General features: G+C 52.4%; 27 protein-coding genes. 25 read left to right on the forward strand and 2 right to left on the reverse strand.

Translation table 11 applies throughout. The features are described from left to right. Positions 1–111: 111 nt before the first annotated feature. Both Q3O59_RS04165 and Q3O59_RS04170 read right to left on the reverse strand, forming a co-directional pair. Positions 112–321, reverse strand: a complete 210-nt coding sequence (locus tag Q3O59_RS04165) for a cold-shock protein (protein WP_305944368.1) — start codon at positions 319–321, stop codon at positions 112–114. Between the two features lie 232 nt (positions 322–553). Continuing rightward, positions 554–907: a VOC family protein gene (locus tag Q3O59_RS04170; protein ID WP_305944369.1), complete on the reverse strand. Its 354-nt coding sequence runs from the start codon at positions 905–907 to the stop codon at positions 554–556. Positions 908–1,117: 210 nt separating this feature from the next. On the opposite strand from Q3O59_RS04170, the gene fliE reads away from it, so the two are divergent. From fliE to Q3O59_RS04295, 25 genes are all read left to right on the forward strand, one after another. After that, the gene (fliE, locus tag Q3O59_RS04175; protein WP_305944370.1) at positions 1,118–1,474 is read left to right on the forward strand and encodes a flagellar hook-basal body complex protein FliE; all 357 of its coding nucleotides are present in this window, start codon (positions 1,118–1,120) and stop codon (positions 1,472–1,474) included. 17 nt (positions 1,475–1,491) lie between these two features. Further along, positions 1,492–3,192 (forward strand): flagellar basal-body MS-ring/collar protein FliF, encoded by a 1,701-nt coding sequence (gene fliF / locus Q3O59_RS04180; RefSeq protein ID WP_305944371.1) that lies wholly within the window; start codon positions 1,492–1,494, stop codon positions 3,190–3,192. Then, a complete protein-coding gene (gene fliG / locus Q3O59_RS04185; protein ID WP_228589297.1) occupies positions 3,185–4,216 on the forward strand; it encodes a flagellar motor switch protein FliG in 1,032 nt (343 codons plus the stop codon). Before fliF ends, fliG begins: the two co-directional genes overlap by 8 nt. A 12-nt stretch (positions 4,217–4,228) precedes the next feature. Then, positions 4,229–5,182, forward strand: coding sequence for a flagellar assembly protein FliH (gene fliH / locus Q3O59_RS04190; protein ID WP_305944372.1), 954 nt, complete (start codon positions 4,229–4,231; stop codon positions 5,180–5,182). After that, positions 5,179–6,531 carry a flagellar protein export ATPase FliI gene (gene fliI, locus Q3O59_RS04195; RefSeq protein WP_305944373.1) on the forward strand — a complete coding sequence of 451 codons (1,353 nt, stop codon included), beginning with the start codon at positions 5,179–5,181 and terminating at the stop codon, positions 6,529–6,531. The genes fliH and fliI overlap by 4 nt, the downstream gene beginning before the upstream one ends. Positions 6,532–6,537: 6 nt before the next feature. After that, positions 6,538–6,981, forward strand: a complete 444-nt coding sequence (fliJ, locus tag Q3O59_RS04200; RefSeq protein WP_305944374.1) for a flagellar export protein FliJ — start codon at positions 6,538–6,540, stop codon at positions 6,979–6,981. Between the two features lie 133 nt (positions 6,982–7,114). Next, positions 7,115–9,040, forward strand: a complete 1,926-nt coding sequence (locus tag Q3O59_RS04205) for a flagellar hook-length control protein FliK (RefSeq protein ID WP_305944375.1) — start codon at positions 7,115–7,117, stop codon at positions 9,038–9,040. A gap of 119 nt (positions 9,041–9,159) precedes the next feature. Beyond that, complete coding sequence (gene fliL, locus Q3O59_RS04210) at positions 9,160–9,678, forward strand: flagellar basal body-associated protein FliL (protein ID WP_305944376.1); 519 nt, start codon at positions 9,160–9,162, stop codon at positions 9,676–9,678. 12 nt (positions 9,679–9,690) lie between these two features. Next, positions 9,691–10,779: a flagellar motor switch protein FliM gene (gene fliM, locus Q3O59_RS04215; protein ID WP_228589303.1), complete on the forward strand. Its 1,089-nt coding sequence runs from the start codon at positions 9,691–9,693 to the stop codon at positions 10,777–10,779. 5 nt (positions 10,780–10,784) lie between these two features. Beyond that, positions 10,785–11,171, forward strand: a complete 387-nt coding sequence (gene fliN / locus Q3O59_RS04220; protein WP_305944377.1) for a flagellar motor switch protein FliN — start codon at positions 10,785–10,787, stop codon at positions 11,169–11,171. Continuing rightward, positions 11,171–11,746 (forward strand): flagellar biosynthetic protein FliO, encoded by a 576-nt coding sequence (gene fliO / locus Q3O59_RS04225; RefSeq protein WP_305944378.1) that lies wholly within the window; start codon positions 11,171–11,173, stop codon positions 11,744–11,746. The genes fliN and fliO overlap by 1 nt, the downstream gene beginning before the upstream one ends. A gap of 9 nt (positions 11,747–11,755) precedes the next feature. Then, positions 11,756–12,502: a flagellar type III secretion system pore protein FliP gene (gene fliP, locus Q3O59_RS04230; RefSeq protein WP_228589306.1), complete on the forward strand. Its 747-nt coding sequence runs from the start codon at positions 11,756–11,758 to the stop codon at positions 12,500–12,502. A gap of 2 nt (positions 12,503–12,504) precedes the next feature. After that, positions 12,505–12,774 (forward strand): flagellar biosynthesis protein FliQ, encoded by a 270-nt coding sequence (fliQ, locus tag Q3O59_RS04235; protein WP_091341823.1) that lies wholly within the window; start codon positions 12,505–12,507, stop codon positions 12,772–12,774. Positions 12,775–12,785: 11 nt separating this feature from the next. Then, positions 12,786–13,559, forward strand: coding sequence for a flagellar biosynthetic protein FliR (gene fliR / locus Q3O59_RS04240; protein ID WP_305944379.1), 774 nt, complete (start codon positions 12,786–12,788; stop codon positions 13,557–13,559). Between the two features lie 9 nt (positions 13,560–13,568). Further along, positions 13,569–14,705, forward strand: a complete 1,137-nt coding sequence (flhB, locus tag Q3O59_RS04245) for a flagellar biosynthesis protein FlhB (RefSeq protein ID WP_305944380.1) — start codon at positions 13,569–13,571, stop codon at positions 14,703–14,705. A gap of 81 nt (positions 14,706–14,786) precedes the next feature. Then, positions 14,787–16,889 carry a flagellar biosynthesis protein FlhA gene (gene flhA / locus Q3O59_RS04250; RefSeq protein WP_305944381.1) on the forward strand — a complete coding sequence of 701 codons (2,103 nt, stop codon included), beginning with the start codon at positions 14,787–14,789 and terminating at the stop codon, positions 16,887–16,889. Between the two features lie 10 nt (positions 16,890–16,899). Continuing rightward, positions 16,900–18,288, forward strand: a complete 1,389-nt coding sequence (gene flhF / locus Q3O59_RS04255) for a flagellar biosynthesis GTPase FlhF (protein ID WP_305944382.1) — start codon at positions 16,900–16,902, stop codon at positions 18,286–18,288. After that, positions 18,281–19,165 (forward strand): MinD/ParA family protein, encoded by an 885-nt coding sequence (locus Q3O59_RS04260; protein WP_305944383.1) that lies wholly within the window; start codon positions 18,281–18,283, stop codon positions 19,163–19,165. Before flhF ends, Q3O59_RS04260 begins: the two co-directional genes overlap by 8 nt. Continuing rightward, entirely contained in the window at positions 19,162–19,881 is a 720-nt protein-coding gene (locus Q3O59_RS04265) for an RNA polymerase sigma factor FliA (RefSeq protein ID WP_305944384.1), read from the forward strand. Before Q3O59_RS04260 ends, Q3O59_RS04265 begins: the two co-directional genes overlap by 4 nt. 50 nt (positions 19,882–19,931) lie before the next feature. After that, the gene (cheY, locus tag Q3O59_RS04270; RefSeq protein ID WP_228589313.1) at positions 19,932–20,315 is read left to right on the forward strand and encodes a chemotaxis response regulator CheY; all 384 of its coding nucleotides are present in this window, start codon (positions 19,932–19,934) and stop codon (positions 20,313–20,315) included. A 26-nt stretch (positions 20,316–20,341) separates the two neighbouring features. Next, positions 20,342–21,103: a protein phosphatase CheZ gene (locus tag Q3O59_RS04275; RefSeq protein ID WP_305944385.1), complete on the forward strand. Its 762-nt coding sequence runs from the start codon at positions 20,342–20,344 to the stop codon at positions 21,101–21,103. A 13-nt stretch (positions 21,104–21,116) separates the two neighbouring features. Then, a complete protein-coding gene (locus tag Q3O59_RS04280; RefSeq protein ID WP_305944386.1) occupies positions 21,117–23,279 on the forward strand; it encodes a chemotaxis protein CheA in 2,163 nt (720 codons plus the stop codon). Between the two features lie 12 nt (positions 23,280–23,291). Then, positions 23,292–24,407 (forward strand): protein-glutamate methylesterase/protein-glutamine glutaminase, encoded by a 1,116-nt coding sequence (locus tag Q3O59_RS04285; RefSeq protein ID WP_305944387.1) that lies wholly within the window; start codon positions 23,292–23,294, stop codon positions 24,405–24,407. Next, positions 24,400–25,143 carry a flagellar motor protein gene (locus tag Q3O59_RS04290; RefSeq protein WP_305944388.1) on the forward strand — a complete coding sequence of 248 codons (744 nt, stop codon included), beginning with the start codon at positions 24,400–24,402 and terminating at the stop codon, positions 25,141–25,143. The genes Q3O59_RS04285 and Q3O59_RS04290 overlap by 8 nt, the downstream gene beginning before the upstream one ends. Before the next feature lie 9 nt (positions 25,144–25,152). Continuing rightward, a complete protein-coding gene (locus Q3O59_RS04295; RefSeq protein WP_305944389.1) occupies positions 25,153–26,139 on the forward strand; it encodes a flagellar motor protein MotB in 987 nt (328 codons plus the stop codon).

Consider the following 26,139-nt stretch of genomic DNA (forward strand, 5'->3'; position numbering starts at 1 on the left):
GTAAAACTTTGTCACAGCCAATAAAAAAGGCAGCTGCGATGCAGTTGCCTTTTTGGTTAAGCGGTCCGTGGATTCAGAGTGACTCTGAGATCTGCGGCACTGCCTTAACGATTAGATCACAGTGATGTTGGAAGCCTGTGGACCTTTCTGGCCAGCAGTGACGCTGAACTGAACTTGTTGACCTTCAGCCAGGGTTTTAAAACCTGAGCTTTGGATTTCGCTGAAATGAGCGAAAACGTCTGGGCCAGAAGCTTGTTCGATGAAACCGAAGCCTTTCGCTTCGTTAAACCATTTGACGGTGCCGGTAGTTGTATTAGACATGGTATGTACCTGTATTAATTAATAAATAAGATGCCTGATGTCAGGCGATTGTGCTGTGAGAGATGTTTTAACTTATGAATACAGGAAGAGTTACTAAAACGGCAATAACATTCGAGGTTTTGCATAAATAACGAACAAACTAATCAAGCACGGCCAGTGTATAGGTTTTCTCGATACTGTCAAACTTTATTTCTATAAGTTATAAAAACAATGCTTTTTATTTCTCTGCTGTCTACTGCTCCGACCAAACTGCATACTCATTGCCACTTGGATCGGTAAAGTGAAAACGCCGCCCGCCCGGAAAGCTAAAAATTTCTTGCAGTATTTGGCCACCTGCCGCTTTCACATCGGTTAAGGTTTGCTCCAGCTCAGAGCTATACAGTACCACCAGGGCGCTGCCATGTTGAGTTAGCGCTACATGTTCACTTTGGTAGTAACCACCGTCGATGCCTGCATCGGTAATGGCCATATACTCCGGGCCATAATCGACAAACCCCCAGCCAAATACCTTGCTAAAGAATGCTTTGGTCGCCGCCATATCCCGGCAGGGCAGTTCGATGTAATTGATTTTCCCATTAAACTTCATTTGTATTTCCTTTGTATGCAGTCATTACGGTTTTGCTGTGGAATGGTACTTTGCTTGCTACTCAGCATGGCAGTCGAGCAGTGCTTTATCAACCTTGAGCTTATCTCTGGACGGCTAATTTCTTTAATAAACTGATTTCAAATGATTTAATTATGGCACGCTCTATGCTTTATCTCTGTAAAGCACAATTTTTTGACAGAGGGTATCGCCATGCAAATCAAAGGTCCGGGAGTGTCGCTGTACAATCAGATGCAAGCCATGGCACAGCAGGCCCAGGGGCCGCAATCCGCGCAACGGGTGCAACGGCCGGAGCCCTTTGGTCCGGCCTCGGTGAATCAGAGCCAGAGCGATTTTGGTGTCATGCTAAAAGGGGCTCTGGATACAGTGAATGGCTTGCAAATGAATGCCCGTGGCCTTGCCAGTGATGTTGAAAATGGCGTGGAAGGCGTCACCATTGCGCAGGCCATGATTGCGGCCTCTAAATCGTCCATTGCTTTTGATGCCACCGTTCAGGTGCGTAATAAAGTGGTGGAAGCCTACAAAGAAATTATGACCATGCCGGTGTAAGTGCTAAGGGGTAAGCTGTGGCAGAGAATCAATCCACTGAACTGGCGTTAAGCGGCGACGACTTTAACTCTGGTGAGCAACAGGAGCAAAAGTCCGGCTTTTTAAGCAATTTGGGCGGACCCGATCTGTTGCGTCAGATCACCATGATCATTGCGCTGACCATCTGTCTGGCCATTGCTCTGCTGATTATTTTATGGGCTCGTCAGCCTGAAATGCGCCCGTTGGGTACCTTTGCCACCGAAGAGCTGATTCAAACGCTGGATCATTTGGACAGTCAGCGGGTGAAATACCGGCTGGATGGCAATGTAATTTATGTGCCTGAAGATCAATTCCAAAACATTCGTTTAGGCATGACCCGGGCTGGGCTGGCGCAAGAGCCTTCTTCTGGCACCGACATCTTAATGCAGGACAGCGGCTTTGGTGTTAGCCAGCGGCTGGAGTCCGAGCGCTTGAAGCACAGCCGTGAGCAACAATTGGCCCGCACCATCGAAGAATTGCAAAGTGTGGCCAGAGCACGGGTGTTGCTGGCAATCCCCCCTGAGAATGTCTTTGCCCGCCGCGAACGTCAGCCGTCGGCGACAGTGCTGCTTACCGCCCGTGGTGGTCGGGTGATCCGGGACAGTGAAGTCGATGCCATTGTCGATATCGTTGCATCCGCAGTACAGAATTTGGAGCCATCCCGGGTAACAGTCACCGATCAGAATGGACGTTTGCTGAACAGTGGCTCACAAGACATGGCTTCTGCCCGCAAACGGCGCGAGTACGAAATGGAGCGGACACGGGAAGATGAATACCGTCAACGCATTGACAGTATTTTGATGCCGGTGCTGGGCGTTGGCAACTACACGGCCCAGGTCGATGTGGTGATGGACTTTACCACTTTAGAGCAAACACAGCAGCGTTTTAACCCGGACTTACCGGCCATCCGCAGTGAAATGAGCATTGAAGAAAGCAGTGTAGGTGGACTAAGTGGGGGGATTCCCGGCGCTTTATCCAACCAGCCACCGATGCCATCCGCTATTCCGGAAGAAGCAACCGGCGGCGGAGCTACGCCGGTAGTACCCGGACGCAATCACCGCGAGACAACCCGTAACTTCGAACTGGATACCACCATCAGCCACAGCTCTCAGCAGTCGGGTGTGGTACGCCGGGTCAGCGTCTCTGTCGCAGTGGATTACAAGCTGGCGCCGAATGAGCAGGGCGACATGACGCCACAGCCGCGTACTCAGGCGGAACTGACCAATATACGCCGGCTGCTGCAAGGCAGCATCGGGTACGATGTGCAGCGTGGTGATACCATTGAAGTGGTGACGGTCCCCTTTACCCGGATGGAAGTAGAGGCTGAGCCAACCGTCTTCTTTTATCAGGAAGAGTGGTTCATCCGGCTGATGCGTTTGGCAATTGCCGGTTTGATCATCATTGTACTGATCCTGTCGGTGGTACGCCCCATGCTGAAGAAACTGATCTATCCTGAAGATACCAGCGATGCCTATGACGAAGATGCACTGGGAACAGGGTTGGATTTGGGAGACGACACCATTGATATGTTGAAGTCCAACTTTGATGAAACTGCCGTCGGTTTTGCCGAGGATGGTACCTTGATGCTGCCGGACTTGCATGGTGATGAAGATTTGTTAAAAGCAGTGCGGGCTTTGGTAGCCAACGAGCCTGAATTGTCGGCCCTGGTGGTCAGAAACTGGTTGGAAGAAGATGACTGAGAATATTGAAAAGCCCAGCTTTGATGTTGGAAAGCTTGATGGCGTAGAAAAAGCAGCGATTCTATTGCTGAGTCTGTCGGAAGAAGATGCCGCCCAGATCCTGAAGCACCTGGAGCCCAAGCAGGTGCAAAAGGTGGGCTCTGCCATGGCTCAGATGACCGACCTGAATCAGGCAAAAATCTCAGCTGTGCACCGTTTGTTCATTGAACAAATTCAAAACTTCAGCACCATTGGTTTCCAAAGTGAAGAATTTATCAAGCGGGCACTGACGGCGGCGCTGGGCGAAGAAAAAGCAGCCAACCTGATTGACCAGATTGTACTGGGTGGCAGTGCCAAAGGCCTGGATTCATTGAAATGGATGGATTCCAAGCAAGTGGCCAATATTATCCGTAACGAACACCCGCAGATCCAGACCATTGTCTTGTCGTACCTAGCACCGGAGCAGTCGGCAGAAATTCTGTCGCAGTTCTCGGAAAAAGTACGGCTGGATTTAACCATGCGCATCGCCAACCTCGAAGAAGTGCAGCCTGCTGCACTGCAGGAGTTGAACGAAATTATGGAGAAACAGTTTGCAGGGCAGGCCGGTGCTCAGACTGCGAAAATGGGCGGCTTGAAAGCAGCGGCCGATATTTTGAACTACCTGGATACCAACATCGAAGGCCAGCTGCTTGACTCTATTCGGGAAAATGACGAAGAAATGGCGCAGCAAATCCAGGATCTGATGTTTGTGTTTGAAAACCTGATTGACGTTGAAGACCGCGGCATTCAAACCCTGCTGCGTGAAGTTGAACAAGATATTCTGATGAAAGCCTTAAAAGGTGCGGATGATGCACTGAAAGAGAAAATATTCAGCAATATGTCGAAGCGGGCAGCCGAGCTGTTGCGTGATGATTTAGAGGCCATGGGACCGGTTCGGGTCAGCGATGTCGAAGCGGCGCAAAAAGAAATTCTGGCCACAGCGCGGCGACTGGCCGATGCCGGTGAAATCATGCTTGGTGGTGGTGGTGGTGATGACTTCTTGTAAGAAGGGTGCCAAATGAGTGCGGATCAATTTCGCTACAAACGGCCTTTCTCGCCCGATGCAGAAACGCTGGAACAATTGAAAGAGTGGGATACACCCGATCTCAGCGATCGGATACGAAAGTACAAAAGCACCAATGCGTTCAATAAAACCTTACCAGATCCCAAGCAACCGGAGCCAGCGGAAGACGAGACTTCAGATGAAGAGCTAAGCCTGCAGCCGCTAACTGCCGAGCAAATGGAAACCTTGCGCCAGCAGGCGTACGAGGCAGGTTTTGCCGAAGGCAAAGAAGAAGGTTTTGCCAAAGGCTATGAAGAGGGCCGACAGCAAGGTCAGGAAGATGGCACCAAGCAGGGCTTGGCTGAAGGGAAAAAGCTTGGGTTGGAGCAAGGCAAGCAGCAAAGTGAACAGCAGTTTCAGGCACTGGAACACTTGTTGGATCAATTGCATCAACCGCTGCAGCAACTGGATAACGAGGTTGAGCAAGCCTTGCTGGCGTTAACCCTGGCCATGGCCAAAGCGGTGGTGCAAACCGAGGTAACCATCAATCCTCAGGTGATTTTGCAAGCTTTGCAACAGGCGGTCGATGCGCTGCCGTTGCGTCATGGTCAGGTGAAAATTCGGCTGCATCCGGACGATCTTGCCATCATCGAGCAACAGTATGCTGCCGAGCAGCTGGCGGAGCGGGGCTGGCAATTGCAGGCGGAGCCCACCTTAAGCCGTGGCGGCTGCCGGCTGGTGACTGAGCAGTCCAGTGTTGACCGAACCACGGAGCAGCGGGTGCAAACCGCTTTGGCGCACTTTCTTGCCTTGGAGACCGAGCCCCCAGAATCGGCAGCTGCTGAGGTTGTTGAATCATCGCCCGCGCCAGATGACGAGGAGGCGTCTTTGGCCTCCGATGACGATGCCTCGTCAAAGGGAGAGACTGAGTCAGCTCCGGCAAATGCAGGCAAGGAGTCGTCATCATGACCGCAACCTTGGCCAAGCGACTGCAACAACAACAGCAGTTTATCCGTCATTCCCGCCCTGCAGTATCGGGCCAGTTGGTGCGGGTGGTGGGTCTGACATTGGAAGCCACCGGTTGCAGTGCCGGTATTGGTCAAAGCTGTGCCGTTGAAACGGCCGATGGGGAATTGTTGGCGGAAGTGGTAGGTTTTGCCGCCGATCGTATTTTTTTAATGCCAAAAGATGATATTTCTGGCGTCGTGCCGGGGGCTAGAGTCACCCCGGTATTGCATGAGCAAGGGGTGCCGCTGTGCATGGCATTGCTGGGTCGGGTGGTTGATGGGGCGGGAAAACCTCTGGATGGGAAAGGCCCTATCGTTGCGTCAACCTTTGCCAGCCCGCGCAAAGCACCGATTAACCCTTTGCAGCGTCAACCGATTCGAATGCCGTTGGATGTGGGCGTTCGCGCCATTAACGCTGCTCTGACGGTGGGCAAAGGTCAGCGGATGGGGCTCTTTGCTGGCAGCGGTGTCGGTAAAAGTGTGCTGCTAGGCATGATGACGCGTGGCACCAGTGCGGATGTCATCGTGGTTGGCCTGGTAGGTGAGCGTGGCCGCGAAGTGAAAGAGTTTATTGACGATATTCTGGGCGAGGAAGGTCGGCAGCGCGCCGTTGTGGTGGCATCGCCGGCGGATGTCTCACCAGTGATGCGGTTAAAAGGTTGCGAGACCGCCGTGCAAATTGCCGAGTATTTTCGTGATCAAGGGCTGGATGTGTTGCTGTTGGTCGACTCCATCACCCGTTACGCCCAGGCGCAGCGTGAAATCGCATTGGCCGTTGGTGAGCCGCCAGCAACCAAAGGTTATCCGCCGTCAGTCTTTGCAAAGTTGCCTGCCTTGGTCGAGCGGGCTGGCAATGGAGCCGCCGGTAAAGGTTCCATTACGGGCTTTTATACGGTGTTGTCCGAAGGGGATGACTTGCAGGATCCCATTGCCGATGCTTCGCGGGCTATTTTGGACGGTCATATCGTGCTTTCCCGCCAGCTGGCAGACAGTGGGCATTTTCCGGCCATTGATATTGAGCAATCCATCAGCCGGGTGATGCCAGCGGTCACCAGCATGGAGCATCAACTGATGGCGCGGCAGTTAAAGCAGCTCTATGCCAGTTACCGGCAAAGCAAGGATCTGATTGCCATCGGGGCTTATGTCAAAGGCAGCGATCCGCTACTGGACAAAGCGGTAGCGCTGATGCCGGCCATCCAACGCTTCTTGCAACAAGGCATGAAAGATGTGGTGCCTTACGACGAAAGTTTGCATGCCTTGACGCAACTTTTGCCGTTGCCTGCTCAGGCACAGACACAGAGCCCGGGGTAATGCATCATGGCGAATAAACAGCTGGAATTATTGGTAAAAGTACAGCTGGAGCGCGAAGAAAAGCTGCAAGCCAACTTTGTACAGGCGCTGCAATACAGTCGTCAGGCCGAGCAAAAATACCAGGGGCTGGCGGATTACCGCACCGAGTACATTCAGCAAAGCCAGCAGCAAGGCAGTTCCGGCCTGCAGAGTCGTCAGTACAATCAGTTTGTTAACTTTATTGCCAAGCTGGATCAGGCGTTGGAGCAACAAGCCAGGCAGGTTTCTCAGGCACAGGCGGTGATGGAACAGCGCCGGCAGCAATGGTTGGCAATGCAAAAGAAGCGCAAGGCGATGGAGTACCTGTTGGAGCAGCAGCGACAACAGGCTTTGACCAAAGCCGCCCGAGCTGAACAACAGATGCAGGATGAAGTCGCCATGCAGCAATTTGTCCGGCGTCAGTCCTCCTAGTTGCCATCTTGGCCTGAATTTTGAATGTTCAAAAGACGTGTGCCCTAAACAGGGTGTTATCAGCCGCTAGCAGCTTGATTCAGGTGCCAGCAGCTAAGGATACCACTCCTTAATTTGTCGCGAGGAAAGCCGCATGGCCGATGCACTACAGATGTTTCTGCTTTCGGGCGCTGGCCCAGTTTTATCCATGGGTGAAACAGCCACGGAAGCACGCCATGGCATGGACGATGAAACCGCAGAACTGTTGCCTTTTGCCAAGTCTCTGGCCAGCGCTAGCAACAGCTCAACCCAAGATACCGACACGACCGAACGGCAAAAAGCTGCCGTTGCGGCGCCGCAGGACGACGATGCTGACTTGCTCAACTCTGAAAATTTGCAGGCGATTATCGCCGATGAAAACAGTTCCGACGACGATAAAGACGCAGCCAGAGCCTGGTTGGCGATTATTCGGAATGGTCAGCGTCAGTCCGCAGGTCTGACTGCAGGCCAGAGTAACCAAGCGCAGCTGAATGCTGCCAAAGAAGGTTTTATCGGTGTTGGAATCAATAACAGGTCAGATAAAGCAACGGCGGTTGCGTTTGATGCAACAGCGCTACCTGGTTTGAATGATGTGGATCATCTGGGCGATGATGCTGCTGAAGATGCAGAGCTATCAGAAGCAAGCCCAAAGGCAAAAGCGGCGTCAATTTCATTGGCGGCGCGTTGGCTGAACTCTGGGCAAGCGTCTGAAAAGTCAGCGTCAAAAGAAGCGCTACCAATGAGCGAAAAAGCACAGCGCATAGAGAAAGAATCAGTGACCCTGAAAGGGCAGCTTACTCAGCAAGGACAGCAAACGACATCTGGGCTGCAACAGCAGGCTGTTAAAGGCAACGAAGCCGCAGAGGCCACTGCTGGGACAGACAAAGTCATATCACAAGCAAGTTCTTGGTCACAGTCATTGGCAGCAAGTAGCGAGCAAAGTGCCGACAAAGAGTCTGACGAAGAAGGAACCGTGGACTTGGTCAGCGAGATGCCCGCGAAAAATAAGAGCAGCACTACCTCTGACAAGAGCGTACTTTCTTCGGTACAAGGCAGCCATCAGACATCCAAAGTGTCGGATGAAACCGGCAAGATGACTACTGAGAGCCAGCAAGTCAAAGCTCAGCCATTGTCTGAAGTTCAGCTCGCACAAGCTGAGGCTGAGATGGTGGGTGTTGAGCCGGTGCCTGCTGCTGTGGTGTTACCGGCAGGCAGCAAAGCAGACGTTTCAGCCGGAACTTTAGCCAGCGCAGCTCAAGAGCGGGCAGAGCTTCAGAGCAAGGCAGCTGAAACGGTGCTGTCATCCGGCAATCGCGGCACTGGTGAACAGTCCGGCGCACAAAAAGATCAGCTTGGCTCGGCCGGTGTTCAGGCTGCCTGGCAGCAAGCAAAAGCCGATGCCCCGTCAGAGCCGGGGGGACGCTTCGATTTACTCTCTGAGCAAGCGGCTGACAAGGATTCGGCAATGGCCAGAACAGCGGCCAGCAGCCAGTTGCAAGCATCTGTTAGTACTACCATGACAACACCCGTTATGCAGGCCAGTGGTACCAGTGTTAGTCAGTTGATGCAAGCGCAGGGTAGCACAGCGCCGGTCATTACCAGCACGCCTACCGTCAGTGAGCTGTTGCGTCAGCCGGTAAACCTGCTGGCTGCCGATGCATCCGGCCAATTGCGGGAGCGACTGGTGCTGATGGTGCGTAACTCGGTGCACAGCGCTGATATTAAGCTGGAACCAGCAGAACTGGGTAGCATGCACATTCGGGTGAGCATGCAGCAAGAGCAAGCCAGTGTGCAGTTTTTGGTGCAGCAAGCGCACGCTAAGGAAGTACTGGAACAACAGCTACCGCGTTTGCGCGATATGCTGAGTGAGCAAGGCATTGAACTGGCCGATGGTCAGGTGGCGCAGCAGCAATCCGGGCAGCAAGGGCAACAGCAAGGTTCATCGGCTGGTAGTTCGGCTGCTGAGGAAGAGGGGGTTCCTGCAGAACAGCGTCAAGTGGTAGCAGCGGCCTCGGAACGATTGGTGGATTACTATGCTTAAATCCTGCCCAATCCTGTGCAACCCTGTTACAGATGCCGCTAATTTTGTCCGGGTCTCAATTGCGATCCTGTGTCGCAAGGGTCACAATAACAGCCAGACAACACGAAGCGAGGCAGGGCATGGCAGACGACAATGAATTAAAAATTGCAGAAAGTGGCAGCAAAAAGAAACTGCTGCTGATCGTTGGTGGCACCTTAGCCGTGCTGGTGATTGCCGCCGTTGGCATTCTGTTCTGGTTTTCAGATGGCTCAGGCGGTACACCATCTGCCGGACCAACAGCTGCCGTGAGTGAGGATGGCACACCGGCTGCGCCGACTGGCGCAGCGTTTTATGTTCCTTTACCACGTCCATTTATTTTCAATGTACCGGGCAGTAGCCGGGACCGACTGGTACAAATTCGGGTGCAGCTTTTGGTTCGGGGCAGCAACAACGATACCTTGGCCAAGCGACACATTCCTTTGATAGAAGGAACGCTGCTGCAAACCTTTAGCAGCGCCAACGCCGATGACTTGATTACAGCCGCCGGCAAAGAAAGCCTTCGCAACAAGGCGCTAAGCGACTTGCAGCAAGAGCTGCTGCGGGTCACCGGAACAGTGGTGGTGGAAGAGGTGCTTTTCACCGGTTTTGTGATGCAATAAAAGGGTAACGCCGTGACGGACTTATTGTCACAAGATGAAATTGATGCCTTATTACACGGCGTTGATGACATTGAAGAAGAAGAAATTGACGAGGCAGGTGGTGGCCCTGGCCGCTCAGCTACCGAGTACGATTTCTCCTCACAAGACCGGATTGTCCGGGGGCGGATGCCGACTCTGGAGCTGGTCAACGAACGCTTTGCCCGTCATATGCGGATCAGCTTGTTTAACATGATGCGGCGCTCTGCTGAAGTCTCGATCAATGGTGTGCAGATGATCAAGTTCGGTGAGTACGTGCATACCCTTTTTGTCCCAACCAGTTTGAACATGGTGCGCTTTCGTCCCTTAAAAGGCACTGGGCTTATTACCATGGAAGCCCGTCTGGTGTTTATTCTGGTCGACAACTTCTTTGGCGGTGATGGTCGTTACCATGCCAAAATCGAAGGGCGTGAATTTACCCCGACCGAGCGTCGTATTATTCAGATGCTGCTCAAGCTGATTTTTGAAGATTACAAAGAGGCCTGGGCGCCCGTCATGGACGTTTCCTTTGAGTACCTGGACTCTGAAGTGAATCCGGCCATGGCCAACATTGTCAGCCCAACCGAAGTGGTGGTGATCAGCTCCTTTCATATCGAGCTGGATGGCGGTGGAGGCGACTTTCACGTTGCCTTACCTTATTCCATGCTGGAGCCCATCCGGGAGTTGCTTGATGCCGGGGTGCAAAGCGATAAAGAAGATACCGATTTGCGCTGGAGTAAGGCCATGCGCGATGAAATCATGGATGTGGAAGTGGACTTGACCACCAAAATGCTGGATGTGGATTTAACGCTGCAAGAAGTGATGGACTTAAAGGCAGGCGACATTATTCCGGTTGAGTTGCCGGAGCACATCACTGTATTGATTGAAGACTTGCCAACCTTCCGCGCTAAAATGGGCCGGTCCCGCGACAGTGTGGCATTGAAGATTATTGAGAAAATTAAGCGACCGGAGTCGGTCAAGTCTGAGTTGCATGTCTTTACCAAGGGTGGACGCAGACTGGATAGTGACGCCGATATCTCCGAACTGGAAGCCGATTTAAACTTGTCGGCGCGGAATGAGGATTAGTGACGATGGCTGATGATAAAGACACCATGGATGAATGGGCAGCTGCCATGGCTGAAGCCGAAGGCTCGGACGGTGCGAGTCCTGTTGAGCTGGATGAATTGAAAGAGGAAAGCCCAGCGGGTGGTGAAGACAAATTAAAGCTGGATACCATTTTGGATATTCCGGTCACCATTTCGATGGAAGTAGGGCGCTCCAAAATCAGTATCCGCAACTTGTTGCAACTCAATCAGGGTTCCGTGGTTGAGCTGGAGCGGGTCGCTGGTGAGCCGCTGGATGTTTTGGTCAATGGTACCCTGATAGCGCATGGCGAAGTGGTGGTGGTGAACGATAAATTCGGTATCCGCCTGACCGATGTGATCAGTCAAATTGAACGTATTAAGAAGTTACGCTAATGCGAGCAGTGTTTTTCTACGGGCTTTTTTTCTGTGCAGTGCTCAGTGGTGCCCTTGTTGCCGCTGAGCCAGAGTCTGCCGCTGAGCCGGAGTTGACCACTGAAGCTGAGATCGTTGCTGCTGAGCATGAGCCCAGCAGTGCAGTCGAGGTTGATGCGGTGCTTGAGGGCATGGAGCCTACCTCAACACAAGAAACTGCCAGCTCACCTTACCGCTTTAGCCGGGACAGAGCCGGGGGCGATCAGACGCTGAGTCGGGCTGGCTCAAGTTCTGGGTTATCGCTCGGTCAAATCGTCATTTCTCTGGCTTTTGTAATCCTGATGGTGGTGTTGCTGGGCTGGTCTTTCAAAAAATTGACACTGCGCATTCCCGGCAGCCAACACATGAAGGTAATTACCACCATTCCGTTAGGGCCGAAAGAGCGATTGTTAGTTGTTGAAATGCAAGGGAAACAACGGGTTTTGGGTGTGACCGCTCAGCAGATAAATTACCTGTTTGAGCTGGAAGAGCCCCTGCCTGAAGAAAAGTTGGCATCAGAATTTCATAGTCAGTTGCAATCGTGGATGAAAAAGTAAAAATGCTCTATGTTGCGACTTATTCTGGTGTTGTTGGCGCTTGGCCTTAGCCCTGCTGTTTTTGCTGATGTCGGCACCTTGCAGGCCATCAGTGTTACCACCAACCCGGATGGCTCTCAGGAATACAGTGTAACGCTGCAAGTCCTAGCCATCATGACCGCGCTGAGTTTTATCCCGGCGATGGTCATTATGATGACCAGCTTTACCCGCATCATCGTGGTGCTGGCGATTTTGCGCCAGGCCATCGGTTTGCAACAGTCCCCCTCAAATCAGCTGTTGATTGGCATCGCGCTTTTTCTGACCTTTTTTATCATGTCGCCGGTACTCAATGAAATCAATCATCAGGCGCTGCAACCCTATTTAGCGGAAGAGAAAACGTCGCTGGAAGCGGTGCAGCAAGCCATTATTCCACTGAAAGAATTTATGCTGCACCAGACCCGGTTGCGTGACTTGGATACCTTTGCCAGCATTGCCGGGGTGGAGGAAGTGGATAATTTGATGGATCTGCCTATCACGGTGATTATTCCGGCCTTTATCACCAGTGAGCTAAAAACGGCTTTTCAGATTGGCTTTATGTTGTTTATTCCATTTTTGATCATTGATTTGGTGGTGGCCAGTGTTCTGATGGCGATGGGGATGATGATGTTGTCGCCGATGATCATTTCTTTGCCCTTTAAATTGATGATGTTTGTGTTGGTGGATGGCTGGATCCTGGTGATGGGAACCATGGCCACCAGCTTTGGATTGGGGACCTAACCATGAGCCCTGAAGTCTTTGTCGATGTGCTGCGCGATGCGCTCTACATCGTTATCTTGTTGGTCAGCGCTATTATTTTGCCCTCGCTCTTTGTCGGCTTGATTGTCGCGGTGTTTCAGGCGGCTACCTCGATTAACGAACAGACGCTGAGCTTCTTACCTCGTTTGATTGTGACCATTCTAGCACTTATTTTCGGTGGCCACTGGCTGACCCGGGTGATCATGGATTTCACTGAAGGTTTGATCCTCAGCATTCCTTCTGTAGTCGGCTGAGCGAGAAGGCAATGGACTTTCATCTCGACCTTATCATGCAGACCCTGGCAGACTTTTTGTTGCCGATGGCCAGAGTGAGTGGGGTCTTTATGATTATGGCAGGCCTAGGCACCCGCAATGTGCCGATGCGGATCCGCATTGTGTTGATTGTGGCGCTGACCGTGATGATTATGCCGGTGATCCCGCCAGTGCCTAACCCCGATTTGATGTCGTTTCGCATGGTGCTGCAGGTGATGCAACAGGTCACGCTGGGCTTTGCCATCGGTTTTATGACGCTGATTTTCGTCAATACCTTTATTATTGCCGGTCAGGTGTTGGCAACTCAGAGTGGTTTAGCCTTTGCGTCCATGGTGGATCCTGCCAGTGGTGTCAGTGTGCCGGCAATCGGTCAGTTTTATCTGATTTTGGCCACCTTGCTGTTTTTTATTTTTGATGGGCATCTGATTACCATTCAGATGCTGGTGCTGAGCTTTGATACCTTACCCATTACCGATGCCTGGTGGTCACGCTTGCAAATTTGGCAACTGATTGAGTTTGCCGGCTGGATGTTTGCCACCGCCTTGTCCATTACGCTGGCCCCTATTATAGCGATGCTGGTGGTCAACCTGTCGTTCGGCATTATGACCCGTGCTGCGCCGCAGTTGAATATCTTCGCCATCGGCTTCCCGATTACCATGTTATCCGGCTTATTGATCCTATGGCTGACGCTGGATACCTTCCTTATCCATTACGGCATCCAGTGGCAGTTAACGCTGGATTACAGCTGCCGTATCATCGGCTGTTAAGGGGGGGATATGGCCGAAAGTCAATCTGGTGGTGAAAAGACCGAACAGCCCACCCCCAAGAAAATTGAAGACGCTAAAAAGAAAGGGCAAATTGCCCGTTCCAAAGATCTGGGGACCGCTTTTGTGTTGATCAGCAGTGCCACAGCTTTGCTGCTGTTTGGCCCGATGCTGGCCGGCCGGGTTCTGACCATCGGCAAGCGGATGTTCAGCTTGCAACCCAAAGATATCTTTGACACCCAGTCGATGTTTTCCGCCTGGGGCGAGATCATGCAGTTGCTGCTGCCGCCGATGCTGATCATTTTTGCTTTTGTGCTGGTGGCGGCCTTTGTTGGTAACTGTTTGCTGGGAGGCTTTAACTTCAGCTGGGAAGCAGCCGCGCCAAAGGCCAGCAAAATGAGCCCGATCAAAGGTTTTAAGCGAATGTTTGGTTTGCAGGCTTTGGTGGAGCTTGGCAAAAGCATTCTTAAAGTGCTGGTGGTGGTAGGGATGGCGCTTGGATTGCTGAATTTGTTTTTCCGGGACATCATGACACTGTCGGTAATGAGCGCACCCAACAACATTGAGGATGCACTTTGGATCCTGGGCTGGATGTTCTTTGGGCTGACCTGTAGTGTGATCCTCATTGCCCTGGTGGATGCGCCTTACCAGGCCTGGAAGCACAACAAAGAGCTGATGATGACGCTGCAAGAGGTTAAGGATGAACACAAAAACATGGAAGGGGACCCCAAGGTCAAAGCTCGTATTCGCCGCACCCAGATGCAGATGTCGATGAAGCGAATGATGCAGGAAGTTCCTTCAGCCGATGTCATCGTCACCAACCCAACGCATTACTCGGTGGCGCTATGTTATAAGCAAGGCCGGGACAGAGCCCCGGTGGTGGTGGCAAAAGGCATCGATGTGATGGCGCTGCAAATTCGAAAAGTAGCCAAAGAGCACAAAGTGCCTCTGGTGGAGTCGCCAGCTTTGGCACGTGCCATTTACTACACCACGGAGTTGGACCGGCCCATTCCAGACGCACTCTTTGCGGCGGTGGCGCAGGTCCTGGCCTATGTCTATCAGCTGAATCTGTTCTTAAAAGGCCGGGGTAAGCGGCCGCAAAAACTCAGCAAGCAACTGCCGATTCCAACCGACTATTACTACGATTAGTGTCAAACCGACGCATTGGCCGACAAGTTGGAGCATTTTTTGCTTTTGTCTGAATAGCGCCAAAATTTTGTTGGGAACACCATGCAGTTAGCCAGTTACTTCAATCGATTCGATCGCAGCAAGATGACTCACTTAAAAGGGCTGGGTACGCCGTTTTTGATCATGGCTGCTCTGTCGATGGTGGTGTTGCCGTTACCGCCGTTTTTGCTCGATATTCTGTTTTCCTTCAACATTGCGCTCGCTCTGGTGGTGCTGCTGGTGACCATTTACACCTTGCGGCCGCTGGAGTTTGGTATTTTCCCGACCGTGTTGCTGGTCGCGACCATTATGCGGCTGGCGCTGAACGTTGCCAGCACCCGGGTGGTGCTGCTTGAAGGCCACCAAGGCGGAGATGCTGCCGGCAAGGTGATAGAAGCCTTTGGCTCTGTGGTGATTGGTGGCAACTACGCAGTTGGTTTGGTGGTGTTTCTTATTCTGATCATCATCAACTTTGTGGTCATTACCAAAGGTGCCGGCCGGATAGCCGAAGTCACAGCCCGTTTTACCCTGGATGCCATGCCTGGCAAGCAAATGGCGATTGATGCCGATTTGAATGCCGGTTTGCTGACGCAAGAAGAAGCCAGTACCCGGCGGGATGAAGTCACTCAGGAAGCCGATTTTTACGGCTCGATGGATGGTGCCAGCAAGTTTGTCAAAGGCGATGCTATTGCTGGCATCGTCATTTTGGCCATAAACCTGATTGGTGGTCTTTTCATTGGCATGATCCAGCATGGCTTAACCTTTGGTCAGGCGGTGGAAGTCTATACCCTGTTGACCATTGGGGATGGCCTGGTGGCCCAAATTCCTGCGCTGTTGTTGTCCATTGGCACCGCCATCATTATCACCCGCCAAAACCGCTCTGAAGACATGGGCAAACAGTTTACCGGCCAGCTGGCCAATATCCGGGTGCTCTTTATTGCTGCCGGTGTTTTGATGGTGATGGGCATTGTTCCAGGCATGCCGCATTTTTCGTTTATTTCATTGTCGCTGATTGTTGGTGGCGTGGCTTACTTTCTGCTTCGTAAAGAGCAGCAGCAGGTTGCCGAGCTGGTAAGCAAGGGGCCTGAGCTGGATACCCATCAGGAGCCTCAGACCATCAAAGAAATTGGTTGGGACGATGTGCAGCCGGTCGATACCATTGGGTTGGAAGTCGGCTATCGGTTGATCCCCTTGGTTGACAAATCACAGGGTGGTGAATTGCTGACCCGGATCAAAGGAGTACGTAAAAAGCTATCGCAAGAGCTGGGCTTTTTAATCCCGGCCGTGCACATTCGTGACAACCTGGACTTGGAGCCCAACAGTTACCGGGTATCGCTGATGGGTGTGACGACTGGGGAGTCGGAGCTGCGGCATGATCATGAATTGGCCATCAATCCCGGTCAGGTGTTTGGCACCGTCAAAGGCATTGCCACCCGGGATCCTGCTTTTGGATTGGAAGCGGTCTGGATAGCGAAAGACCAGCGTGAACATGCTCAAACCCTGGGATACACCGTGGTCGATGCCGCGACTGTGGTCGCTACTCATTTGAGTCAAATCCTAACCAACAATGCGGCCAGCTTGTTGGGCCATGAAGAAGTTCAGAACTTGCTGGATATGCTGGCACGAACCTCACCCAAGTTGGTTGAGGCCCTGATCCCCGATACCTTGCCACTGACCACTGTCGTCAAAGTCTTGCAAAACCTGCTCAACGAAGGCGTACCTATCCGGGATATGAAAACCCTGGTGCAAACTCTGGTGGAGTATGGCGTGAAGAGCCAGGACGTGGATGTGCTGACAGCTGCTTGCCGTATCGCTTTGCGCCGCTTGATTGTGCAGGAGATTGCTGGCAGTCAACAAGAGCTGCCGGTGATTACCTTCGCACCGGAGCTGGAGCAGATGCTGCATCAATCGATGCAAGCCGCCGGTAATGATGGTGGCGGTATTGAGCCGGGTCTGGCAGAGCGGATCCAACAGTCCCTGCAAGAAGCCAGTCAGAATCAGGAATTAAACGGCGAGTCCGCCATTTTACTAACGTCGAGTATTTTACGCTCTGTGATGGCACGATTTGTGAAATACACCATTCCAGGGTTACGAGTGCTGTCTTACCAGGAAATTCCAGATGACAAACAAATTCGTATTGTCAGTGTGGTAGGCCAGGCCAGCTAGGAGATAAGCCATGAAAATTAAACGCTTTGTTGCCAAAGATATGCGGACCGCCTTGGATGAAGTCAAGGAGTTTATGGGGCCGGATGCCATCATCATGTCCAATAAAAAAGTAGCTGGTGGTGTTGAAATTGTGGCGGCACTGGATGCCGATGCCCAGCCAGCTAAGGCTTCGCAACCAGCCAAGGTAGAGACAGAGGAGCCTGCCAAAGTGGCTGGGCGTCAAAGTTTGAAGGCACAGCCTCGGCGGGTGGAGGCGGCGGTGGACGATGAAGCCGACTCACTGCGCGCCTTGCTGGCGCGGCAGATGAGTATGCAGTCTGGTCAGCCGAGTTCCGCGCCAGTTGCCCCGGCATTCAAAGCCAGCAAAGCAGAGCCACGGACGGAGCGTCAAAACAATGGCGCAAGCAATGTGGTCAGCTTGCAAGAGCTTAATCAGTTGCAACAAAAGCAGCAACAGCAATGGCAGACAGAGTTTGATGCCATGCGCAGCGAAATGCTGTCGATGCGTCAGTTGCTGCAGCATCAGGTCTCGGGCTTGATGTGGCAAGAGCTGGCACGCAGCGAACCGATTCGTGCCATGGTGATAGAGCAACTGCAGCAAATGGGCTTGTCCTCGGCCATGGCCGATCAGCTGGCCTGCTTTATGCCTGAGGACATCTGTGAACGGGAGGCCTGGAACACTGCGCTGGAACTGCTTGCTGGTCAGCTGACCACGGGTAACAACGACATTATGCGACAAGGGGGTGTTGTTGCCCTGGTGGGGCCGACCGGCGTGGGCAAAACCACCACCGTTGCCAAGCTGGCAGCCCAGTATGCCCGCAAACACGGTGCCGATCAGGTGGCCTTGATCACCACCGATACCTTTCGGATCGGTGCTCTGGATCAACTGGCCACCTTTGGACGCATCATTGGCTGTCCGGTTCGTCAAGCCAAAGACAGCGAAGAGTTGGCGGTTTTACTGAAACAATTTTCCAATCGCAGCCTGGTTTTGATTGACACCGCAGGGATGAGTCAGCGTGACCTGCGACTGGCGGAAAAACTTGCCGCTTTGGTGCAGGATTCTCTTGTAAAAATAAAGAGCTATTTGGTATTGTCTGCTACAGCACAAGCCCGGGTGATGCAGGAAAGCGTTGAGCACTTTAAACGAATTCCATTATCAGGTTGTATTTTTACCAAACTTGATGAATGCTTAAGTTTAGGTGAAATTATCAATGCAGCGCTACAAAATGCCTTGCCGGTATGCTACCTCACCAATGGACAGCGCGTGCCTGAAGACATACGTATCGCCAGAGCGGATGACATCGTAGCGCAAGCAGAAAAATTACGCATCGCATACAGTAGTACGGCGCATCAATGGGAAGCTCCTGTCGAGCGCCGAGCGGAAGGAGCCTATGCATAGTCATGAGCCAATCGATGATCAGGCCGCAGGCCTGAGGACAATGAAAACAAAGATGGTCAAAGTAATTGCAGTTACCGGAGGCAAAGGCGGCGTTGGTAAAACCAATGTGTCGCTCAATCTTGCCATCGCCATGGCACAACTTGGCAAGCGTGTGATGGTACTTGACGCTGATCTTGGCTTGGCCAATTGCGACGTCATGCTGGGATTACGGGTGCACAAGAACCTGTCGCATGTGCTGGCTGGTGAAGCCGAGCTGGACGACATTCTGATCGAAGGCCCGGCGGGTATCAAAATTATTCCTGCCACCTCCGGCTCGCAAAACATGACCGAGTTAACGCCAGCAGAACATGCTGGTTTAATCCGCGCTTTTAGCGAAATGAAAACCCGGGTCGATGTGTTGTTAATCGATACGGCCGCCGGCATTTCCGATATGGTGATGAGCTTTGCCAGAGCCTCGCAGGATGTGGTAGTCGTGGTCTGTGATGAGCCTTCATCCATCACCGATGCTTATGCTCTGATGAAGATTTTAAGCCGTGATCACGAGGTTCAGCGCTTTAAAATTATTGCCAACATGGTGCGTAGTTTGCGTGAAGGGCAGGAACTCTTTGTCAAATTGACGCGGGTTACCGATCGTTTTCTGGATGTCAATCTGGAGTTGGTCGCAACCATTCCGTACGATGAAAATGTTCGCAAAGCCGCACGCAAGCAGCGTGCTTTTGTGGAGGCTTTTCCAAAGACGGGGGCCAGTCTGGCAGTGAAATCATTGGCGATGAAAGCCATCAAGTGGCCAACACCGCCCGGAGCCTCTGGGCATCTCGAGTTTTTCCTGGAACAGCTGGTTCATCAACCCGATAAAGCGCAGCGAGGTCTGGCGTGAATGCGAAGTTGTCGGCTTACGGTGCAGCGGATCAACTCAATCAGCTGATTGAGCGTCACGCACCTTTGGTCAAACGGATCGCTTATCATCTGTTGGCACGGTTACCGGCCAGCGTGCAGGTTGACGATCTGATTCAGTCCGGCATGATAGGCTTAATGGAAGCAGCGAAGAACTTTGACGGCAGCAAAGGCGCCAGCTTTGAAACCTTTGCCGGTATCCGGATCCGTGGTGCGATGCTCGATGAAATGCGTCGTGGCGACTGGACCCCACGCTCGGTGCATCGCAATGCCCGTTTAATCGCCGAAACCATTGCGGAATTGGAAGCAGAGCTTGGCCGTGATGTTAAAGATGTAGAAGTTGCTGAAAAACTTGATATATCTCTCGATGAGTACCATCATATGTTGAGTGATGTCAGTTGCGGCCGGATCTTAGGTATTGAGGACCTGGGCGTCACTGAAGATGTACTGGCAACAGCGGATGATCGCGAAACCGATCAGTTGTTCGAACATCAGGCCAATGAAGCATTTCAGCAAAGCCTGATCAAGACCATCAGCAATTTGCCCGAGCGGGAAGCATTAGTACTATCGCTGTATTACAATGATGAGCTAAACTTGAAAGAGATCGGTGCTGTACTGAATGTCAGTGAGTCCCGTGTCAGTCAAATCCATAGTCAGGCGCTGGTTCGTTTAAAGTCCAGAATGCAGGATTGGTTGTAATCAAAAGTTATTGAACATGTCCGATAACGATTTTCTCAGCGGAGGGGATTTTGGATAAGAACATGAAGATTCTGGTGGTTGATGATTTTTCAACCATGCGTCGAATTATTAAGAACTTGCTGAGAGACCTTGGGTTTACCAATGTATCTGAAGCAGATGATGGCAGTACTGCTTTGCCCATGTTGCAAGGTGGTGATTTTGATTTCGTGGTCACCGATTGGAACATGCCAGGTATGCAAGGCATCGATTTGCTCCGCGCCATTCGTGCGGACGACAAGCTCAAGCACATCCCTGTGTTGATGGTTACTGCCGAAGCCAAAAAAGAGCAAATTATTGCAGCAGCTCAGGCTGGGGTAAATGGCTACATTGTGAAGCCTTTTACCGCCGCAACCTTGCAGGAAAAACTATCCAAAGTGTTTGAAAGGATTGGATAACCTGACGCAGACAAGGGAGTAATGCAATGTCCGCACTCACGGCACCATCCATTTCACTTGAGCAAGCCAAAGAGTTGGTGCAGCTGTTGGAGATGGGTGAAAATGAAGCGGCAAATCAACTGGTACAGCAAATCGCAGTACCAGGCTCTGCAGAGCTTTTTTCGGAAGTCGGAAAACTGACGCGTCAGTTGCACGATTCACTGAAAAATTTTCAATTGGATCCCTCGCTTAGCAACTTGCTGGAAGAAGATATCCCGGATGCCAAAAAGCGGTTGAATCACGTGATTGATATGACCGAGCAGGCAGCCAACAAAACCATGGATGCAGTAGAGTCCTGCCTGCCGATTGCCGATCAGCTAGGACAAAACCTGCAAAACATCATGCCTGCCTGGCAACGCTTAATGAGCCGCGACTTGAAAGTTGGCGAGTTCAAAGCCCTGTGCCACAGTCTGAATGGTTTTTTAGAACAGGCGAACACCGATGCCGGTAGCCTGAACGGTCTGCTGACCGAAGTGTTGATGGCGCAAGATTATCAGGATCTGACGGGTCAAATTTTGCGTCGGGTGATTGAACTGGTGCGCGAAGTTGAAGACAGCCTAATTGGCTTGTTAACTGCTTTTGGGGAGAGCAACCCCGATTTATTACCAGAGAGCCCGAAACCGGCAAAAGCGAAGAAACAGATAGCAGCAGCCGAAGCTGAAGGTCCCATCATCGATGCCGAAGGTCGCGATGATGTGGTAACCGGGCAGGATGATGTGGATGACCTATTGTCGAGTCTAGGGTTTTAAGAGGTGGCCAAGCATGAGCTTTGATATGGATGAAGACATTCTACAGGACTTTTTGGTCGAGGCCGGCGAGATCCTGGAGCTGTTGCAAGAGCAATTGGTCGAGTTGGAAAACAACCCCGACGACTCCAATTTACTCAATGCCATTTTCCGTGGTTTTCATACTGTCAAAGGTGGTGCTGGTTTTCTTTCGTTGACCGAATTGGTCGATGCCTGTCACGGTGCTGAGAATGTCTTTGATATTCTCCGTACCGGTAAGCGGCAAGTGACGCCAGAGTTGATGGATGTCATTTTGCAGGCGCTGGATACCGTCAACGCCATGTTTGCTCAGGTACAAAGTCGGCAGCCATTGACCCCGGCCGATCCGGCTTTACTCGATGCGCTGCACCGTCTCAGTGAGCCTGATGATGGCAGCTCCGAGCCGGTAGCCGCTGCTGCGCCGCCAGTGTCAGCCCCTCCCGTTGCGGAAACTCCGCCAGAGGCCTCCGCCAGTGATGCCGCTGGTATCGATGACATGGACGAAGACGAGTTTGAGCGTTTGCTGGATGAGCTGCATGGTGGCAAAGCACCGGGTCAGGCCGCTTCTGCCGAACCGCCAGCGCTGGACCCTTCGCTGCAGGGCGATATGACGGATGATGAGTTTGAAGCCATCCTCGATCAGTTGCATGGCAAAGGCAGTTTCAAATCCACAGATGGCGAAGCCAAGGCTGCACCCGCCGAAAAAGCTGCCCCAGCTGGCAAAGGCGATGAAATTACCGATGATGAATTTGAGTCTTTGCTGGATGATTTGCACGGCAAAGGCAAATCTCCGCAAGCGGTAGCGGATAAAACGCCTGCGGAACGCAAACCAGCGCCAAAAGTTCCTGAGCCTGCTGCGGCCGCAGCCAGTACGCCAGCTGCGAAACCTGACAGTGCTCCTGCGGCGCCAAAAGCAACTGCTCCGACCGCACCTCCCGCGCCGCCAGCAGCTCAGCCTGAGACCACCGTCCGGGTTGATACCAAGCGGCTGGATGAAATCATGAACATGGTTGGTGAGCTGGTGTTGGTGCGCAACCGTTTGGTGAGCCTGGCTACCAGCACCAAAGATGAAGAAATGGGTAAAGCCATTGCCAACCTGGATGTGGTCACAGCGGATATTCAAGGCGCGGTGATGAAGACCCGGATGCAGCCAATTAAAAAGGTCTTTGGTCGCTTCCCAAGAGTGGTGCGGGACTTAGCTCGGTCGCTGAAAAAAGAAATTACGCTGGAGCTGGAAGGTGAAGAAACCGATCTGGATAAAAACCTGGTCGAAGCTTTGGCCGATCCATTGGTGCACTTGGTGCGAAACTCCGTTGACCATGGCATTGAAATGCCAGATGTCCGCCAGTCCGCCGGTAAAGATCGTACCGGGCGGGTAAAGCTGGCTGCCGAGCAAGCAGGCGATCACATCCTGCTGACCATTGAGGATGATGGGGCCGGCATGGATCCGGAAAAGCTGAAAGGCATTGCCATCAACCGTGGCATTCTGGATGTCGATGCAGCGGCACGGATGTCGGACAACGAGGCTTTCAATCTTATTTTTGCTCCTGGCTTTTCAACCAAAGAGCAAATTTCAGACATTTCCGGCCGCGGCGTCGGTATGGATGTGGTGAAAACCAAAATCACCCAGCTAAACGGCAGCGTGCACATCAATTCTGAACTTGGTAAAGGCACTTTACTGGAAATCAAAGTGCCTCTGACGCTTGCCATTCTTCCAACCTTGATGGTGGTGGTTGGTAAACAGACCTTTGCCTTGCCCTTAGGGACCATTGATGAGATTGTGCAGCTGGATCTGGCCAAAACCAACAATGTCGATGGCCAGTTGACCATCATTGTCCGCGACAAAGCGATCCCGCTGTTTTACCTGGAACATTGGTTGGTCAAAGGCTCCAGCAAAACGGTTCGCCGCGAGCAGGGGCATGTGGTCATTTTGCAGCTTGGCACCCAAAAAATTGGTTTTGTGGTTGATTCCCTAATTGGCCAAGAAGAGGTGGTCATTAAGCCACTGGACCACTTATTGCAAGGTACACCGGGGATGGCCGGTGCCACCATCACTTCGGATGGCGGCATTGCATTGATTCTGGATGTACCCAGCTTGTTGAAGCACTACGCCCGGAAATCCAAAATTAAACTCGAGCGTTTTAGCAAAACCGCAAACTAAAGCGAGTACTCAATGGCAATAAAAGTTCTGGTGGTCGATGATTCCAGCTTTTTTCGTCGCCGCTTAACCGAAATACTGAATGCGGATGCTGAGCTGGAGGTCATTGATACTGCGAACAATGGCCAGCAAGCTGTTGATAAAGCCATTGCCCTGAAACCCGATGTCATCACCATGGATATTGAAATGCCGGTGATGGATGGCATTAGCGCTGTGCGCGCCATCATGCAACAACAGCGCATTCCAATTTTGATGTTTTCTTCCTTGACGCATGAAGGTGCAAAAGCCACCCTTGATGCGCTCGATGCCGGGGCGGTAGACTTCCTGCCGAAAAAGTTCGAAGACATTGCCCGCGACAAAGACGAAGCCGCTAACTTGCTGCGGCAGCGTGTGAAGGCGGTGGCACGGCGTCTACCTGGTCGAAGCCTGGCATCCAGTCGTCCAGCTTTAACCCGCAGCAGTTTTGAACGCCCCAAGCTATCTGAGCGGCTCAAAGAAACCGCTGCTCCTGCCAGGCCCGCAGTCACTAAACCCTTTAAATCCAGCGGCAACAACTACAAGCTGTTGGCGATAGGTACTTCGACCGGCGGACCGGTCGCGCTGCAAAAAATTATTACCGCGCTGCCGGCAAACTTTCCCTTGCCCATCCTGTTAATCCAGCACATGCCTGCTGCCTTTACCGGTGCTTTTGCAACCCGTTTGAATGGGTTGGCTAAAATTTCTGTCAAAGAGGCCGAAGACAATGATGTACTAAGACCAGGGGTGGCCTACCTGGCCCCCGGGGGCAAGCAAATGCTGGTGGATGGTAAAGCGGATCAAGCCCGGCTAAAAATTAAAGATGATGATTCACCCAGAATTACTTTCAAACCCAGTGTCGACATCACTTTTGGCAGTGCGGCCAGAGTGTACCGCGACCAGGTGTTGGCCTTGATTTTAACCGGGATGGGCTCGGATGGACGAGAGGGAGCCCGCTTATTAAAACAATATGGTTCTCGTATCTGGGCTCAGGATGAAGCCAGTTGTGTCGTCTATGGGATGCCGCAAGCTGTGGCTGCGGCTGGCCTGATGGATGTCGAAGTTAGCCTTGCCGATACAGCCACAAAACTAATAACAGAAGTGATGCATGGATAAACTTGCGCTGATAGGATTTTTCGTTGCTATCGTAGGGGTTGTTGGTGGCTTTGCTTTGGAAGGTGGCTCTGTTCTTACCTTGCTGCACCTTCCTGCCTTTATTATTGTGGTGGGGGGAACGCTCGGGGCCGTGATGGTGCAAACTCCATTCGCCCAGTTCAAATTGGGTTTTCAACTCTTGCCCTGGGTGGTTCGAGGCCATAACTTGCCCACCAGCAGCATGCTCGACCAGATGATCGAGTGGAGCAACGCCGCCCGTGCCAGTGGCTTTCTTGCTCTGGAAGGCCGTGCTTTGGATGAGAAAGATCCCTTTGTGCACCGGGGCCTGAATCTGCTGGTGGATGGTGTAGATCCTCAGGTGTTGCAAGATACGCTGGATGCGGAGCTGACGCTGGAGCGTGAGCGGCTGCTGCGTGGTGCCAAAATTTTTGAAGCCATGGGCGGGTACAGCCCGACCATTGGTATCGTGGGCGCTGTGCTTGGCCTGATCCAGGCCATGGCCAATATCACCGATCCAGAAATGCTGGGCCTTGGAATTGCCACCGCTTTTGTAGCCACCATCTACGGTGTTGGTTTTGCCAACCTGATTTTTATTCCGGTGGGCAACAAGTTGAAAAATCTGGTCCACCAACACACCTTGCACCATGAAATGATTATCGAAGGACTCCTTTCGATTGCGCATGGTGAAAACCCGCGCACTCTGGAGCGCAAGCTCAACGCCTACCGGGCTGGTTAGGGATGAGTTATGTACCGGCATAAAAACAAACATCAGAAAGTTGAAGCCGATGAGCTGGATCGTTGGCTGGTTTCCTACGCCGACTACATGACCCTGATGTTTGCACTTTTTGTCGTGCTTTATGCCATGTCCATTGTCAAAGACGAAGAATACCGTGCTTTATCGGAAACCCTTACCCGGATCTTTGAACGCTCAGACAGTCGCGGTACCGGCCTGGAAGGGACCTCGGTATTGCTGGAGCCCGGCCCTCAGAGCGACTTTGATTTGTACGGTGCATCCTTAGAGCCGGCAAAAGGTCCTGAGTTGGTCGCTGATGGCACCGAGTTATCCGAGGTTTCCGAGCGCTTGCTGGGAACGCCCTTGACCTCTTTGCAAGAAGAGTTAACTCAGGCGCTGGCCAACCTGATGGAGGAGGGCCTGGCTCGGGTTGAACAAGACGACAACTGGCTGACCATTGAGCTCAGCAGTGGTTTGTTATTTCCCAGTGGCAGTGCCACCGCCACCCTCGCTGCCCAGACGCTTTTGAATGACGTTGCGGGCATCATTGTGCCCATCAACAACTTTATCCGGGTTCGGGGCTATACTGATAATGTGCCGATTAACAATGAAATCTTTGCTTCAAACTGGGAACTGTCGGTGGCACGGGCTACCTCGGTACTCCGTATACTGGAAGCCATGGCGGTAGCCCCTCAACGGATGGCCATTGAGGGCTATGGCGAGTTTTATCCGACTGCGGATAACACCACGCCAGAGGGACGGGCTCAAAACCGTCGGGTGGTGATTGCCATTTCGAAGTACGGTTATCAAGCCGAAGCGGCCAGCATCGACTTGCAGGATGCACCAGCGGAAATCCCGCCCGAGGTGCTCCAGCAGCTGGAAAGCATAACAGAGGGTGAAGCCAGCATTCGCGTCATTCGCCTGCCGGGTGGTGGCATCCGGATTACGACCCGTGACGAAGTGCCCGATGAGCCTCCGTTACCTCAGCAGGAACCTTAA

It is taken from the genome of Alkalimonas delamerensis (assembly GCF_030717955.1).
GTDB classification, from domain to species: domain Bacteria; phylum Pseudomonadota; class Gammaproteobacteria; order Enterobacterales; family Alteromonadaceae; genus Alkalimonas; species Alkalimonas delamerensis.